The organism is Exiguobacterium algae (genome assembly GCF_018617875.1).
Lineage (GTDB): Bacteria > Bacillota > Bacilli > Exiguobacteriales > Exiguobacteriaceae > Exiguobacterium > Exiguobacterium algae.
This window is the reverse complement of sequence record NZ_JACSKZ010000002.1, coordinates 275,439-290,008: the sequence shown is the minus strand read 5'-3', so window position 1 is coordinate 290,008 and position 14,570 is coordinate 275,439. Positions and strand designations below refer to the sequence as shown.

The 14,570-nt window shown below is 48.3% G+C and carries 15 protein-coding genes and 1 other annotated feature; all 15 genes read left to right on the top strand.

Annotated elements, in window-relative coordinates; genetic code table 11:
• The 15 genes from ftsL to KNP03_RS06590 all read left to right on the top strand — a co-directional run bounded on the left by ftsL (window position 1) and on the right by KNP03_RS06590 (window position 14,338).
• Window positions 1-363 (top strand): cell division protein FtsL, encoded by a 363-nt coding sequence (gene ftsL, locus KNP03_RS06660; RefSeq protein WP_214827139.1) that lies wholly within the window; start codon window positions 1-3, stop codon window positions 361-363.
• A complete protein-coding gene (locus KNP03_RS06655; protein ID WP_214827136.1) occupies window positions 363-2,510 on the top strand; it encodes a penicillin-binding protein in 2,148 nt (715 codons plus the stop codon). The genes ftsL and KNP03_RS06655 overlap by 1 nt, the downstream gene beginning before the upstream one ends.
• Before the next feature lie 57 nt (window positions 2,511-2,567).
• Window positions 2,568-3,872: a UDP-N-acetylmuramoyl-tripeptide--D-alanyl-D-alanine ligase gene (locus tag KNP03_RS06650; protein WP_214827123.1), complete on the top strand. Its 1,305-nt coding sequence runs from the start codon at window positions 2,568-2,570 to the stop codon at window positions 3,870-3,872.
• Window positions 3,873-3,893: 21 nt separating this feature from the next.
• Complete coding sequence (mraY, locus tag KNP03_RS06645; RefSeq protein ID WP_214827120.1) at window positions 3,894-4,856, top strand: phospho-N-acetylmuramoyl-pentapeptide-transferase; 963 nt, start codon at window positions 3,894-3,896, stop codon at window positions 4,854-4,856.
• Between the two features lie 15 nt (window positions 4,857-4,871).
• Complete coding sequence (gene murD / locus KNP03_RS06640; protein ID WP_214827117.1) at window positions 4,872-6,209, top strand: UDP-N-acetylmuramoyl-L-alanine--D-glutamate ligase; 1,338 nt, start codon at window positions 4,872-4,874, stop codon at window positions 6,207-6,209.
• On the top strand, window positions 6,206-7,282 hold the full coding sequence (murG, locus tag KNP03_RS06635; protein WP_214827113.1) for an undecaprenyldiphospho-muramoylpentapeptide beta-N-acetylglucosaminyltransferase: 1,077 nt from the start codon (window positions 6,206-6,208) through the stop codon (window positions 7,280-7,282). Before murD ends, murG begins: the two co-directional genes overlap by 4 nt.
• Window positions 7,283-7,296: 14 nt before the next feature.
• On the top strand, window positions 7,297-8,067 hold the full coding sequence (locus KNP03_RS06630; RefSeq protein ID WP_214827100.1) for a cell division protein FtsQ/DivIB: 771 nt from the start codon (window positions 7,297-7,299) through the stop codon (window positions 8,065-8,067).
• 228 nt (window positions 8,068-8,295) lie between these two features.
• On the top strand, window positions 8,296-9,582 hold the full coding sequence (gene ftsA / locus KNP03_RS06625) for a cell division protein FtsA (protein WP_214827097.1): 1,287 nt from the start codon (window positions 8,296-8,298) through the stop codon (window positions 9,580-9,582).
• Window positions 9,583-9,628: 46 nt separating this feature from the next.
• Window positions 9,629-10,774 (top strand): cell division protein FtsZ, encoded by a 1,146-nt coding sequence (ftsZ, locus tag KNP03_RS06620; protein WP_214827095.1) that lies wholly within the window; start codon window positions 9,629-9,631, stop codon window positions 10,772-10,774.
• Between the two features lie 49 nt (window positions 10,775-10,823).
• Window positions 10,824-11,588 carry a peptidoglycan editing factor PgeF gene (gene pgeF / locus KNP03_RS06615; RefSeq protein ID WP_214827092.1) on the top strand — a complete coding sequence of 255 codons (765 nt, stop codon included), beginning with the start codon at window positions 10,824-10,826 and terminating at the stop codon, window positions 11,586-11,588.
• Window positions 11,585-12,238, top strand: a complete 654-nt coding sequence (locus KNP03_RS06610; protein WP_214827089.1) for a YggS family pyridoxal phosphate-dependent enzyme — start codon at window positions 11,585-11,587, stop codon at window positions 12,236-12,238. The genes pgeF and KNP03_RS06610 overlap by 4 nt, the downstream gene beginning before the upstream one ends.
• Window positions 12,239-12,261: 23 nt before the next feature.
• On the top strand, window positions 12,262-12,726 hold the full coding sequence (locus KNP03_RS06605; RefSeq protein WP_214827086.1) for a cell division protein SepF: 465 nt from the start codon (window positions 12,262-12,264) through the stop codon (window positions 12,724-12,726).
• A 4-nt stretch (window positions 12,727-12,730) separates the two neighbouring features.
• On the top strand, window positions 12,731-13,003 hold the full coding sequence (locus KNP03_RS06600; protein WP_214827084.1) for a YggT family protein: 273 nt from the start codon (window positions 12,731-12,733) through the stop codon (window positions 13,001-13,003).
• On the top strand, window positions 13,004-13,774 hold the full coding sequence (locus KNP03_RS06595) for a YlmH family RNA-binding protein (RefSeq protein ID WP_214827081.1): 771 nt from the start codon (window positions 13,004-13,006) through the stop codon (window positions 13,772-13,774).
• Between the two features lie 18 nt (window positions 13,775-13,792).
• Window positions 13,793-14,338, top strand: coding sequence for a DivIVA domain-containing protein (locus KNP03_RS06590; RefSeq protein ID WP_214827079.1), 546 nt, complete (start codon window positions 13,793-13,795; stop codon window positions 14,336-14,338).
• 3 nt (window positions 14,339-14,341) lie between these two features.
• Window positions 14,342-14,559: a binding site (T-box leader), on the top strand.
• The last annotated feature ends 11 nt before the right edge of the window (window positions 14,560-14,570 follow it).

Below are 14,570 nucleotides of genomic sequence, written 5' to 3'. Positions count from 1 at the left end.
ATGCCAGAAGCTGCCCGTAAGGCGTTGCAGCCTCAAGTTTCACCGAATCGTAATCCGATTCCGCAAGAACGACCGATACCTGCTCCGAAACGACGAACGTTGACCTTGTTTGAATCGATTCTGTACCCTGTCATGATTGGTTCAGTCGTCATGTTCGGTGGCATCACGGTGTCGAAACACAATGAAGCGTATAACATGATGCGCGACACTTCTGCAATCAACCAGCAAGTGAATACGGTTGCGAAAGAGAATGAAGAACTAAAGTATGAAATCGCCCAATTAAGCTCGCCTGAAAGAATCTATGCGATTGCTGAAAAGCTCGGAATGAAGTTCAATGAGAAGAACGTCAAGGTGATTGATTGATGAATTCTCTACAACAGAGTAAAAAAAGAGTGGCGTGGGTGGCGATAGTCTGCTTCACACCGCTCTTTTTATTTTTTGTCGGATGGTTCTTTTATTTAGCTGTTTTTCATACGTATAAAGGCGAGAATATGCTTGCTTTTGCGGAAGAAGAACGTTGGAAGTCAGTCAGCACGTTAAAGGCGGAGCGTGGTGAAATATATGACCGGTTTGGTCAACCGATCGCAATCAACATCCCGTCCTATCGTCTCGTCGCCGTCTTGAAGCTTGGCGGGGAACGGGTGGAAGGGAAGACGCTGTTACCTGAAGAGTTTGCAGAGGCGGCAAAACAGCTCGCGACCGTCCTATCCATGACCGAGGAAGATTTGTTGAAGCGGCTCGAGCAAAATGTCGACCGTGGGCAGATTGAATTCGGGATCCCGGGACGAGATTTGAGCGTCGAACAAAAAGAAAAGATTGAAGCCTTCGATTTACCGGGAATCACGTTTGTCGAGGAACCGAAACGCTATTACCCGAACAAGGTATTCGCATCCTCTGTCGTCGGATATGCTCAAAAGATTGACCAGGACGGACGAATCGAACTCGTCGGTGAGATGGGTATTGAGAAATCGTTAAATGATATCTTGAGTGAGTCGTACGGGTTATATCGATTTGAAAAAGATTTGGCTGGTCGTCAGCTTATTTCAAGCGATGAATGGTTGAAAGTAGAACCGGAGGACGGAGCGGATGTCCAACTGACGCTCGACCACCGGATTCAACAATTGTTAGAAAAGAAGATGGATGAACTTTACGAAGAATACGAACCGAAGCATGCGACAGCCATCGTCATGGATCCAAAGACGGGGGAAATTGTCGCGTTATCCGACCGACCGTCCTTTGACCCGAACACACGGGAGATTACATCATATAGTAACTTCTCTGTTTCTTCCCGCTTCGAGCCGGGGTCGACGATGAAGATTTTCACCCTTGCTGCAGCCATCAATGAAGGGGTCTTTCATCCGAATGAGTTATATGAATCGGGTTCATATAAGTACGGAAAGACAACATTCAATGATTACAACATCACGGGATGGGGTACCATTCCTATGGTAGAAGGGGTTTGGCACTCCTCCAACGTTGCGTTTTCCATCCTGGCGAACGAACGTCTTGGGTTAAGCCGATACGAAGATTACTTTAAAGCCTTTAAGTTTGACCAACGAACAGGTGTCGACTTGCCGGGTGAGGTAAACAGTCAATATAACTTTGAAAGCCCGATGAACGTGTTGATCACGGCGTGGGGACAATCGACTGCCGTCACGCCGATGCAGATTTTGCAAGCGACGTCCGCCATTGCGACCGACGGAACGATGAAACAGCCTCATGTCATCAAAAAAGTTGTGAACCGTGAAACCGGTGAGACGATCCGGACAACCAACCCGAAAGAGGTCGGTCAACCGATCACGGCCGAGACGGCAGAGAAGACACGGGAGGCATTAGATGGTGTCGTCAACAGTGAAGTCGGGACCGGACGACTGTACGCGTTAGATAATTATCGCGTCATAGGGAAAACGGGAACGGCACAGATTGCTGAAAACGGGAAGTATTTGAGTGGTCAGTATATTCACTCATTCGTCGGGATGGCGCCAAAAGACGACCCGGAACTCGTCATGTACATTGCGGTCGACCGCCCGAACAGCGACTCTTCCACGACTGGTCCACGCGTCATGGCACCGCTGTTTAAAGACGTGATGGACGTGGCTCTCCGGTATCGGAGTGTCGAACCTGACAAACAGAAGAAGACGGTTGAAGCTTCAACGAAAACTGTTGAGACGTATATCGGCACGAAACGGGAAGAAGCGGTCGATCAAGCACAGGCTGCTGCGTTTGAACCGATTGTACTCGGCAACGGTGAAGCAGTAACTGCACAAAGTCCTGTGAAAGGTCAATCTTACGTCGTCGGGGAGCGATTATTACTCAAAACGAGTGAGACGTTCAACATGCCGGTCTTGAAAGGTTGGTCACTACGGGACGTGAAGCGGTTGGCGACGTTATATCAACTGAATTTAGAAATCAATGGGACGGGGTATGTCACTTCTCAATCAATTGGGAAAGGGAAGCCGGTGAAAAATGGGGCGACCTTAAAAGTGAAACTGGAAACCCCGTCGAATTAACGCACAAGAGGGAGAGGGCTGCGGCTCTCTTTTCCTGTGTCACAGGAGGAAATAGGTATGGAACAATTGACGATTCAAACATTGGCATCATGGTTCGGAGTTGAAATCGCCGACCAGCGGCTCGTCGAACGCGTCGCAACCGACTCTCGGGACCACAACGAAGAGGGACTGTTCGTACCGATCGTGGGTGCCCGTGTCGATGGACATGACTATATCGATGCAGCCATCAAGCAAGGGGCAATCGTCACGTTTTGGGAGAAGGGAAGACCGGAACCAGAAGGCATCATCGTCATTCCGGTCGAATCGACAGTGGAAGCACTTCAAACTGCGGCAGCCCGTTATTTGGCGGAGATTGCCCCGCTCGTCGTCGCCATCACCGGATCCAACGGAAAAACGTCGACGAAAGACATGGTCGCCGTCGTCCTAGAAGAGAAGTATAAAACGCATAAGACGGCTGGGAATTTCAATTCCGACGTTGGGTTGCCGCTTACGGTGCTCCGCATGCCTCGGGATACGGAAGTCGCTGTACTCGAGATGGGAATGAACGGGTTCGGCCAAATCGAACTGTTATCCCAGCTCGCCAAACCGGACGTCGCATTTGTGACAAACATTGGAGAGTCTCACGGCGAACAAGTCGGTGGACGCTCCGGGATTGCGAAGGCGAAACTGGAAATCAAGTCCGGTTTGAAGTCGGACGGACGTTTGATCGTCGATGCGGATGAGCCACTATTAGAAGGACAGGGCTACCGGGTCGGCTATGATTCATCGGCAGATGGAAAAATCGAGGTCGTCGAGACGACATTTGATGCTTCGATCTTTAAGTACAACGGAGATCTATACGAGCTGAAAGTGCTCGGTGCCCACCAGATTCGTAATGCAGCATACGCCATCGCATGCGGCCTTCATCTTGGACTGGATCACGAGATGATCCAGCGCGGACTCGATCGGATCAAATTGACATCGATGCGCATGGAAAAACAGATGTTTGGCGATGCCCATCTGATCAATGACGCCTACAACGCGAGTCCGACTTCCATGATTGCGGCAATCGAGACGGTCAAATCACTCGAAGGTTTTAGTCGGCGCGTGCTCGTCCTTGGCGATATGTATGAGTTAGGCGAAGAGGAACAAATGCAACATGAGCGTGTCGGGCATGTCGTGACAAGTCCAGTGACCGATTGCATTCTTGTCGGGGAGAAGGCGAAGTGGATTGCTGACGGCATTTCTGATTCGCGGGTGAACGTTACCATCGTCCCGACGATTGAGGAAGCGAAGGCGTTACTGAATAATTATCAACGTCCACAGACTGTGGTATTGTTAAAGGCATCTCGAGGGATGGCGCTTGAGCGTCTCGTTCAATAAAAAAGGTAGTGAGGGAACAATATGTTATTAACTAGTCTAATTGTAGCAATCAGTTCATTATTGACGGTATTGATTGCGATGCCACGTGCAATCCCGGCATTGCATAAATTGAAGTTTGGACAAGAAATTCGGGAAGAGGGTCCTGATTGGCATCAAAAGAAATCGGGGACACCGACGATGGGCGGGATGATCATCCTGCTTGCGATTTTGGTCGGCTTCGTCGTTTCCATTGTCTTTGGAGAGGCGGCAGTCGGGTTTGGAACATTACTGTTCGTCACGTTGGCGTTTGGTGTCATCGGGTTCTTGGATGACTACTTGAAAGTCGTAAACAAACGAAACCTTGGTTTGACGTCGCTTCAAAAGTTGATCGGGCAAATCATCGTGTCTGTCCTCTTCGCCTGGTTCTTATCTCTTGGTGGAGAACTCGATACGACCATTTCGATCCCGTTCACATCGATTGCGTTTGAAACGGGTTGGTTCTACATCGCGATTGTGATTTTCTGGCTCGTCGGATTCTCGAACGCAGTGAACTTGACGGATGGATTAGACGGACTCGTTTCATTCTCAGCTATCCCGACGTTTGCATTCTTTGGGATTTATGCGGTTGGACAAGATGAAGTCGGAATCGCCTGGTTCGCTTTTAGTGTGGTCGGGGCATTGCTCGGCTTCCTCGTCTTCAACAAATACCCGGCAAAAATCTTCATGGGCGATACGGGCTCGCTCGCACTCGGTGGGGCTGTCGCAGGATTGGCTCTCATGCTGAAACTTGAATTATTGCTCGTTTTTGTCGGCATCATCTTTGTTATTGAAACGTTGAGTGTCATCCTGCAAGTCATCTCGTTCAAAACGACAGGAAAGCGGATCTTTAAAATGAGTCCGATTCACCACCACTTCGAGATGGTCGGCTGGTCGGAGTGGCGGATCGTGTTGACGTTTGGCGGGATCAGTTTAATCACAGCAGTATTATCATTACTACTCATGTAACGGACGGTGAGATCAATGGAGCAACAGTGGCACGGTAAAAAAGTACTCGTTCTCGGTGCTGCTAAAAGCGGGATCGCGGCGGCGACTTACCTGCATCAAGCGGGGGCGGACGTCACCATCAACACAGGGAACATTCCATCTGAAGAGGAACAACAAAAAATCAAGGCGCTCGGAGTGAAGTCGGTTTACAATGACCATCCGCTCAACTTGTTGAATGAAGCCGAAGTAATTGTGAAGAACCCGGGGATCCCGTATCATATTCCGTTACTTCAAGAAGCACTTCTTCGCGAAATCCCGATCTATACAGAAGTCGAGCTCGCCTATTTGGCGACGGACGCAGAATTTGTCGCCATCACGGGCTCGAATGGGAAAACGACGACGACGACACTTGTCCATGAATTGCTCAAAGGGGGAGAGCGTCCAGTGCATCTGGCTGGAAACATCGGATTCCCGGCGATTGAAGTGGCGGCAGAAGCCAAAGTGGGTGATGTGATCGTTATCGAGCTTTCCAGTTTTCAGCTGATGGGCGTGGATGCGTTCCATCCCCGCTCGGCGGCTCTATTGAACTTATCTGAAGCGCACCTGGACTACCACGGGGACTTTGACTCGTACGCCGACGCCAAAGCACGAATGTTCCGGAACATGACGGAACAAGACCGTGTTGTCGTGAAAAAGGCGGACCCGGAAGTGATGAAACGAGTACCAACTGGAATTTCGCCTCAGACGTTCGGTTATAACGAAGGAGATGCATGTGTCAAAGAGGGATGGATCACGTTGCATGGAGAGCGGATTTTACAAGTGAAAGAATTGGCTCTCGGAGGTGCCCATAACGTTGAAAACGTATTGGCGGCATTGTTGTTGGTCGAACCGTTTGACATTCCACATCATCATATCGAACGCGTCCTGCGTACATTCGGCGGAGTGTCGCACCGTACGGAGAATCTTGGACAAGTGCTTGGGCGTTCCGTCTATAACGACTCGAAAGCGACCAATAATGTAGCTGCTGAAGCTGCACTGAATGGATTTGAAGAACCGATTGTTTGGTTATGCGGCGGTCTCGAACGCGGGGCAGATTTGTCTTCGCTCGTTCCTGCGCTGAAGCATGTCAAGGCAGTCATTGCATACGGTGAAACGGCTGAACGGTTCAAAGAATTAGGGGAATCACAACGCATTCCTTCATTCTCTGTTGAAACATTGGCTGAGGCGGTACCGTTGGCGTTTGCTCAATCTAAAGCGGGCGATGTGATTTTACTGTCACCAGCTTGTGCGAGTTGGGATCAATTCAAAACGTTTGAAGAGCGTGGCGAGCAGTTCGTGAAACTCGTTCGTGAAGTAGAGGAGGCGAACCGATGAGAGTGATGATTTCCGGAGGCGGGACCGGGGGACATATTTATCCGGCCCTTGCTTTGATTGAAACATTAAAAAAACGTCACCCTGAGTTAGAGGTCCTTTACATCGGGACGGAGAATGGATTAGAGGCGGATCTCGTTCCTCGAGCGGGCGTGCCGTTTAAATCGATTCAAATCGCAGGGTTAAAACGTTCGTTATCTCTTGAAAATCTTAAGACGGCCTATTGGTTTTTGCAGTCCGTCCGTTCATTGCGTAAAGAAATGAAATCATTTCGTCCGGATGTTGTCATCGGGACAGGAGGGTTCGTGTCAGGTCCGGTCGTTTACACGGCTCAGCGACTCGGCATTCCGACGATTCTTCATGAACAAAATAGTATCCCAGGTTTGACGAACAAGTTCCTCTCCAAGAAAGCGGATCGAGTAGCGCTTTCGTTTAAGGGGTCGGAAGAACATTTTCCAGGCGCGAACGTTCGGCTCATCGGGAATCCCCGTGGCAGCGAAGTGCTGGGCACAAAAGTTGATGCTGCGAGCGTCCGTGCTGAGTATCAGCTTGATGAGCGTCCGATTGTCCTGATCTATGGGGGGAGTAGAGGAGCCGATGCAATCAACCGTGCTGTCATCGAGGCCATCCCGGATTTATCGAATGAAGACATTAACGTTTTATATGTGACCGGGAACGTTCACTACGAGACCGTCATTGAGAAAGCACCAAAAGCAGAAAACGTTCATATTCATCCGTATGTGTACGATATGCCTGCCGTTCTCGCATGTGCGAGCGTTGTCGTCTCTCGAGCGGGTGCGTCCACGATTTCTGAGTTGACCGCGCTCGGTTTACCGAGTGTGTTGATTCCGAGTCCTTACGTGACAGCTGATCATCAAACGAAAAATGCTTCGGCATTAGTCGAAAGTGGGGCAGCAAAACTAGTAAAAGAAGATGAACTGAACGGGGATACACTTTTATCAGCCATTCGTCATGTGCTCGCACATGAGGATGAAATGGCGGCTGCATCGAGACGACTTGGCTTCCCGCAGGCGGCAGATGCGTTGGCTGACCTTGTGGAGGAAGTTATTCGGTAAAGGAGATTAACCCGATGGAACCACGTCAAAATACCGTCCGAAGCTTGGAAGACCGCATTCCGTACATGAAACGACAACGTCAAAAGAAGGCGAATCGCCGTTTGCTGTCTGTTCTATTGCTATTCGGCTTACTCATTGCACTTGTCGTTTACATGCAAACCTCAATGTCTGATGTGAAGGAAGTTCGTGTGAACGGTCTTTACTGGTTGGATCAATCCTATGTGTTAGACGGAACGGGACTTGATGAAAAGGCGAAGATTGTCTCGATTTCACCCAAACGGATCGTTTCAGAGATGGAGGCCCGCGCCGGCATTAAAAACGTTGAAATCGACCGATCTTGGTATAATGTTGTGACGGTCGATGTGACCGAAGAAAAAATGATTGCCTACGCAAAGTCAGAAGAAACCGATGTCGTCGTTCTTGCGGACGGCACCCTTCATCCGACAGGTACGATTACTGACCCGAATAAGTTAAAAGATGGGCCAATCCTTCGAAAATTCGAAGACCAGGCAGATTTAGAAAGAATTGCCAGCGAATTGGAGTCGGTCGACGATGCGACACGTGCCCGCATGTCTGAAGTCGTTTTGTCCAGAAAAAAAGGCGAACCGACTCGTTATGAAATCTTTATGAATGACGGTAACACGATTCTGACACCGACGTTAAAGTTAAGCCAGACGGTCTCGAAATACGGAGATATTTATGAAAATATCCCGAAAGGTCAACGGGGAACGGTCGTCATGGACGGCGGGTATTATTTTGTTCCGTATGAAAAAAAGAAGGAATAGTCAGTTTTTTAACAGTCCTTAGACAGTTTAAGGACTGTTTTTTTATGTTTGTAAACGAATTGATAACGCGAAACCGCTTAAATTGTAGGATTCTACCTTTTCTCACTATCTTATTTGTTGTAAACTTAGACGTGAGATATCTTAACAAAACATGCGCCATTTTCGGATATCTGTAAAAATTGTCATGGAATTTGGTAAGGAAAATTTTAGAGCGGAGGTGTTTCCCTTTTGGAAGCGAATGGTTATGTAGCCGCATTAGATATAGGAACGTCAGAAATTAAGCTCGTCGTTGGCGAACTTCTTGGCGGTACACTTAATATTTTGGCGGAAGGGTGCGCTCCGTCTGCAGGAGTGAAACGTGGAGCTGTCGTAGATATCGACAAGACAGTCCAGGCAATCAAGCAGGCAGTTGAGCACGCCGAAACATCATTAGGTGATCAAATTCGATCTGTATACGTGGCCATCGAAGGGGAGCATATCCAAATTGCCCCATGTCACGGAATTGCTTCAGTGAAGCGAGATGATCAAGAAATTACGGACGCAGACGTCATGGAAGTCATCAATTCAGCACAAGTCATGCGGTTGCCGGACGAAATGAGCGTGATTGACGTCATTCCATCCGCATTTACCGTTGACCAACAGACCGGGGTCATCGACCCTAGAGGAATGATTGGTTACCGCTTAGAGATGCACGGGAAAATGGTCACCGGTTCAAAGACGATTTTACATAGTATTCGGCGGTCGATTGAACGTGCAGGACTGAAGCTCGAGGGATTTGTCCTTGGAAATCTAGCACTTGGTATGAGTGCAGCATCCGTAGATGAGATTGATTTAGGAATTGGACTCGTCGACGTCGGTCATGAAAAAACGACCGTTTCGGTATTCTATCGTGGAGACCTCGTGTATTCTTACATCCTGCCGGTTGGTGGCGATCACATGACACGTGACTTGGTATACAAGTTGAATTGTAAGTATCAAGACGCAAAAGTCGCGAAAGAAGAATATGGACTTGCCCTCGAAGAAATGGCTGATACGACTGAAGGTTTCTCCTATACGAACATCAATGGGGAAGTGTCGTTCGAACCACAGGCAGAAATCAGTTATGTTTTAGAGGCGAGAATAGAGGAAATGTTCAGTCTCATGTTGAATAAGGTTCAAAAAGTAGGCGTTCCAATGTTGAATGGTGGATACCTGCTTTGTGGTGGCGCTGCAGCCCTACCTGGGATTCAAGAGCTAGCGACACGTATCATGGGTCAAAAGACGAGATTGTATCAACCATCGTCCATCGGCGTCAGACATCCGAAATATGCAACTGCAGTTGGCGTTTTGAAATATGTATTGATGAGTGACCATCATGTATCGAAATCTCAGCTCGAGAAGCCGGAGGATCGTGTAGAAGTACATAAACATAATCCGAATGCGGCCGATACGTATATTGAAGATCCAGATTTAGAAATGGAACGTGAAACCAAAAATGGTTTTGGTCGTTTGATGGAAAAATTATTTGGCGTTTAAGCTGTGGATAAAAAACAACTTGGAAATTATGTAGGGGGATACCTTAATGATGTACTTTGATGAGGCGATTGACGCCGTAGCAAAAATTAAAGTAATTGGAGTCGGCGGCGGCGGTTCTAACGCCGTCAACCGAATGATCGAACACGGTGTGCAAGGGGTAGAATTCATCGCGGTCAACACGGACGCACAAGCGTTGAACATGTCAAAAGCTGACGTGAAGCTTCAACTTGGCGCTAAATTGACTCGCGGCCTCGGGGCAGGCGCGAACCCTGACATCGGGAAAAAAGCGGCTGAAGAAAGCCGTGAACAATTGATTGAAGCGCTCGATGGAGCTGACATGGTCTTCGTTACTGCCGGAATGGGTGGCGGAACAGGTACAGGTGCCGCACCGGTCATCGCTGAAATTTCAAAAGAAATTGGCGCACTCACGGTCGGTGTCGTGACGAAGCCGTTCATGTTTGAAGGTCGTAAACGGATGCAGCATGCCCAGCAAGGGATTCAAGCGTTCAAGGAAAAAGTAGATACTTTGATTGTCATTCCAAACGACAAGTTGCTCGAGATTGTGGAACGCAACACACCAATGATCGAAGCTTTCCGTGAAGCGGATAACGTTCTTCGTCAAGGTGTCCAAGGGATTACCGACTTGATTGCGATTCCTGGTTTGATCAACCTTGATTTCGCTGACGTGAAGACAATCATGACGGAAAAAGGATCTGCTCTCATGGGTGTCGGCGTGGCAACGGGAGAAAACCGTGCTGTCGAAGCTGCGAAGAAAGCAATCTCATCACCGCTTCTTGAATCTTCGATTGAAGGAGCAAAAGGCGTCTTGATGAACATCACAGGTGGTCTCAGCCTCAGCTTGTTCGAAGTGACAGAAGCGGCTCAGATCGTTCAAAGTGCTGCGGATGAAGAAGTCAACTTGATCTTCGGTTCTGTCATCAATGAAAACTTGAACGATGAAATCATCGTGACGGTCATTGCGACAGAGTTCGCTGAAGAAACGCAAGGAGCAAATCCATTCTTGCAGCAACCGAAAAAACAGCCAGAGATGGATTCGAAAAAAGAAGCACAACCGAAGTCGAATGAATCGGCTCAATCAGAAGAAGGGAACTTCCATCGCCCAGTCTATGGAGGAGACGTCCCAGACGAGACGATCAACATCCCTGCGTTCGTGAGACAACGCCGTAACTAAACAAAAGGGATGCCTGCAGGCATCCCTTTTTCAATAAAGGAGAAGGTTTATGCGACTCATACATACTTGGGAGACAGAAACAACTCGATATCATGCTTACGTGACGACGCGAATGACCGATAAACCTAATGAAGGGAACGTCGGCTTACATGTGGGGGACGATCCCGCACAAGTTGTGGCGAATCGCGAACAGTTCTTTCAAACAGTGAATTTGCAATTGGCGGACTCCGTGTGGGCCGAACAAGTGCATGGCACGCACGTGACGCAAGTGGACGAGTCGGATCGAGGTAAAGGGGCGTTTCGATATGATGAGGCGATCCCGGCCACGGACGGTTTAATTACGATGAGTGAAGACGTCCCGCTCGCCCTCGTCTTTGCTGACTGTGTTCCTTTATTCTTTTGTGCAAAGGAGAGCGGGGTCATCGGTGTCGCACATGCGGGATGGAAAGGAACGGTTGGAAACATCGTCTCCTCGATGATTGAATCGTTCGAACGACTCGGTGTGAATGCCGAAGACATCGATATGTTGGTCGGACCGGCCATCACGGCAGAAAATTATGAGGTAGACCAACGCGTGCTCGATGCCGTGAAAGCTGTATCGACCGAAGCGTATGAACAATCGGTGTTTCATGAATCAAACGGACACGCACAGCTGTCACTTCAATCGGTCAATGAGACGCTCGCGAGAGAAAAGAGAGCCCGCGTTGACCAGTCCCGGTTGGCGACAGGGGGAGACACTTCCTTTTTCTCTTATCGAGATGGAGATTCGAAGCGACGCTTTGCGGCCGTCCTGGTGAAGGAGAGGAAAGTGTGAGTATTGCGGAAAATGTTAGACGCGTGAAAGCGGCGATTCAAGCACATCAAACTGGCGACGACGTGACAATGATTGCGGTCACAAAATCTGTCGACCCGGACGTGGCGCTTGCGCTTTATGAAGAAGGAATTCGCGACTTCGGCGAAAACCGGCCGGACAGCCTGCTTGAAAAAGTGAATGCGATGCCAGAAGATGCAAGATTTCACTTCATCGGCACGCTCCAAACGCGAAAAGTGCGGCAAATCATCGACAAGGTGACGGCGATTCATTCGCTCGATCGCCTCTCACTCGCTGAGGAAATCAATAAGCGGGCCGATCGGGTCATAGATTGTTTCGTACAGGTCAATATTTCCGGCGAAGCTTCAAAACATGGACTGGAAAAAGAGGAAGTTCTCCCATTCATCGAGAACTGTATTCAGTATCCTCATATTCGGGTCATCGGTTTGATGACGATGGCTCCTTTAACCGAAAATGATACCATCATTCGTCAAACATTCCACGAATTACGGCTACTGCGTGACGATATAAAGCGTCGAGACCTTCCTCATGCGCCTTGTACGGAATTATCCATGGGGATGTCGAATGACTTTAACATCGCAATCGAAGAAGGCGCATCGTTTGTTCGTATTGGAACCATACTTGTGCAATAATATATTTTAAGGAGGAATCCGTTATGTCAATCAAAAACAAGATGAAAGACTTCTTTGGTCTTGAGGAAGATCCGAATAACACATATGAGGAAGAGTTTCATCTTCCTGAATCTGTCGTCTCCTCATCGAACGAATCAATGGTGAAGACTGATGATCGTCCGAAATCATCAAACAATATCGTCGCCTTGAACTCAAAGAAAAAAGAACGCTCGAAGGTTGTTCTTGCGGAGCCACGTGTCTTTGCTGAAGCGCAAGACATCGGTGATCACTTGAAGGAGAACCGTGCGGTCATCGTGAACCTTCAGCGGATGTCAAAAGAACAATCGCGTCAAGTCGTCAATTTCCTGTCAGGTGTCGTGTATGCACTTGAAGGATCGATGACATCGATTGGACATAACACGATTCTGTGTACCCCGAACAACGTCGAATTGACTGGTTCAATTTCGAATCTTATTTCGGAGGACGAACTTCACAGTAAAGGGTGGTAATTGAATGGAAAATGCAATACCTGCGTTAGGACAAACGATTTATACGTTACTCGGCTATTACAGCTGGGTACTCATTGGTTATATTTTATTGTCGTGGTTCCCGAACGCGCGTGAATCAAAGTTTGGTCAAGTTTTGTCATTCCTTTGTGAACCTTTTTTGGCTCCGTTTCGCCGCATCATCCCGCCAATCGGTGGCATGCTCGACATTTCGCCGATCGTTGCCCTATTCGTATTACGAATGGCGCAAGCGGGTGTGCGCGCCATTTTCGGTCTGTAAATGAGCGTCTTCGACCATTATCGACCAAGTGAGCGGGCATTCGTCGAACAAGTACTTGATTGGGTCCAGCAAGTCGAACAGAACTATGTGCTGAAATTGACTGATTTTTTGGACCCGCGAGAGCAACAGATTGTAAAACAACTCGTCGGGAAGCAACTCGTGATTTATGACGACGGGGGATTTGAAGGGGCAGAACGCCGGCGAATGATTTTAGCGCCAGACTATTATGTGCTCGAACCGGACGATTTTGAAATCGAGATTCGGCAGATCGATTATCCGACAAAGTTTGTTGAGTTGACACACCGTCAAGTGACCGGGACATTGTTGAATGCCGGAATGAAACGCCAAAAATTTGGTGATATCGTCCTCGCTGACGGAGTGGCTCAATTTGCGACGACGCGAGAAGCGTCCGCATTTATCGAAATGAATGTGGACCGGGTCGGGAAAGCGAAGGTCCGAATTTCGAAGGTTTCGGAGGAAGACCTCCTGACTGTGCCGAAGACAGAATGGACGGATGAGTTTGGAATTGTCTCCTCATTACGATTTGATGCTGTCGTCAGCGAAGTGCTTGGTATTTCAAGACAAAAAGCACAAGCCCTCGTGAAACATGGGGATTGTAAAGTGAATCATAAAGTGATTGAAGATTCGAGTTTCATCCTCGAACCCGATGACCTGTTGTCGGTTCGCGGATATGGTCGTGTCAAACTGATGGCGATTCTCGGGTCTACAAAACGTGAAAAAATTAAAATACAGTATGGAATCATACGTTAAATTTAGGAGGAAAGTCGAATGGCGTTGACACCGATTGATATTCATAATAAAGAGTTCTCTTCCCGTTTTCGTGGGTACGACATCGATGAAGTCAATGAATTCTTGGACCAAATCATTAAAGAGTTTGAATTATTGATTCGTGAGAATAGAAGATATGAAGAACTTGTCAACGATATGCAAGCCCGCATTGACTACTTCTCCTCGATGGAAGACACGTTAAACAAGTCGATCATCGTCGCACAGGAAGCTGCTGAAGAAGTGAAGACGAACGCACAGAAGGAAGCGAGTCTCATTTTGAAGCAGGCAGAGCGTGAAGCACTTGCCCGTGAAGAAGAGGCTGCTCGAAAGGAACAATTGGCGGAACGTGAAGTTGTTCAAATGTTGAAAAAAGTTGAATTATACCGTACGCGATTCCGTGTGCTCGTTGACGCACAAATGGAACTGCTTAATAGTACGGAATGGGATTCGATTGTCGGAGAACCACCTGTCCAGACGGTTCTTGACGACTCAACTGAACTTGCGTATAATGACGACGAAGTCACACAGAATGAACATCATGGATAATTGTCGAACACGTTGAATAGGACGCGTCGGTCAAGTCAAACCTACGAAGCGACTTAGGGGTGGTGAAAGCCTAAGAGAAAGACTTGAATCGGTATCCCCTATGAGTGTCACGCTGAAACGAGTAAGCGTGAACGGCTGACCTCGTTATCGGTTACCGAGAGCGGTCTCACAACGGTGAGACTAGTAGGGTGGTACCGCGAGTCAACCAACTCGTCCCTATCAGGGATGGGTT

Bases quoted from the DNA above. Each gene is read 5' to 3' on its own strand.
- KNP03_RS06590 (WP_214827079.1), top strand. From the start codon at position 13,793: ATGGCGTTGACACCGATTGATATTCATAATAAAGAGTTCTCTTCCCGT.
- pgeF (WP_214827092.1), top strand. From the start codon at position 10,824: ATGCGACTCATACATACTTGGGAGACAGAAACAACTCGATATCATGCT.
- ftsL (WP_214827139.1), top strand. From the start codon at position 1: ATGCCAGAAGCTGCCCGTAAGGCGTTGCAGCCTCAAGTTTCACCGAAT.
- KNP03_RS06655 (WP_214827136.1), top strand. From the start codon at position 363: ATGAATTCTCTACAACAGAGTAAAAAAAGAGTGGCGTGGGTGGCGATA.
- ftsZ (WP_214827095.1), top strand. From the start codon at position 9,629: ATGATGTACTTTGATGAGGCGATTGACGCCGTAGCAAAAATTAAAGTA.
- KNP03_RS06650 (WP_214827123.1), top strand. From the start codon at position 2,568: ATGGAACAATTGACGATTCAAACATTGGCATCATGGTTCGGAGTTGAA.
- murG (WP_214827113.1), top strand. From the start codon at position 6,206: ATGAGAGTGATGATTTCCGGAGGCGGGACCGGGGGACATATTTATCCG.
- mraY (WP_214827120.1), top strand. From the start codon at position 3,894: ATGTTATTAACTAGTCTAATTGTAGCAATCAGTTCATTATTGACGGTA.
- KNP03_RS06595 (WP_214827081.1), top strand. From the start codon at position 13,004: ATGAGCGTCTTCGACCATTATCGACCAAGTGAGCGGGCATTCGTCGAA.
- murD (WP_214827117.1), top strand. From the start codon at position 4,872: ATGGAGCAACAGTGGCACGGTAAAAAAGTACTCGTTCTCGGTGCTGCT.
- KNP03_RS06600 (WP_214827084.1), top strand. From the start codon at position 12,731: ATGGAAAATGCAATACCTGCGTTAGGACAAACGATTTATACGTTACTC.
- KNP03_RS06630 (WP_214827100.1), top strand. From the start codon at position 7,297: ATGGAACCACGTCAAAATACCGTCCGAAGCTTGGAAGACCGCATTCCG.
- KNP03_RS06605 (WP_214827086.1), top strand. From the start codon at position 12,262: ATGTCAATCAAAAACAAGATGAAAGACTTCTTTGGTCTTGAGGAAGAT.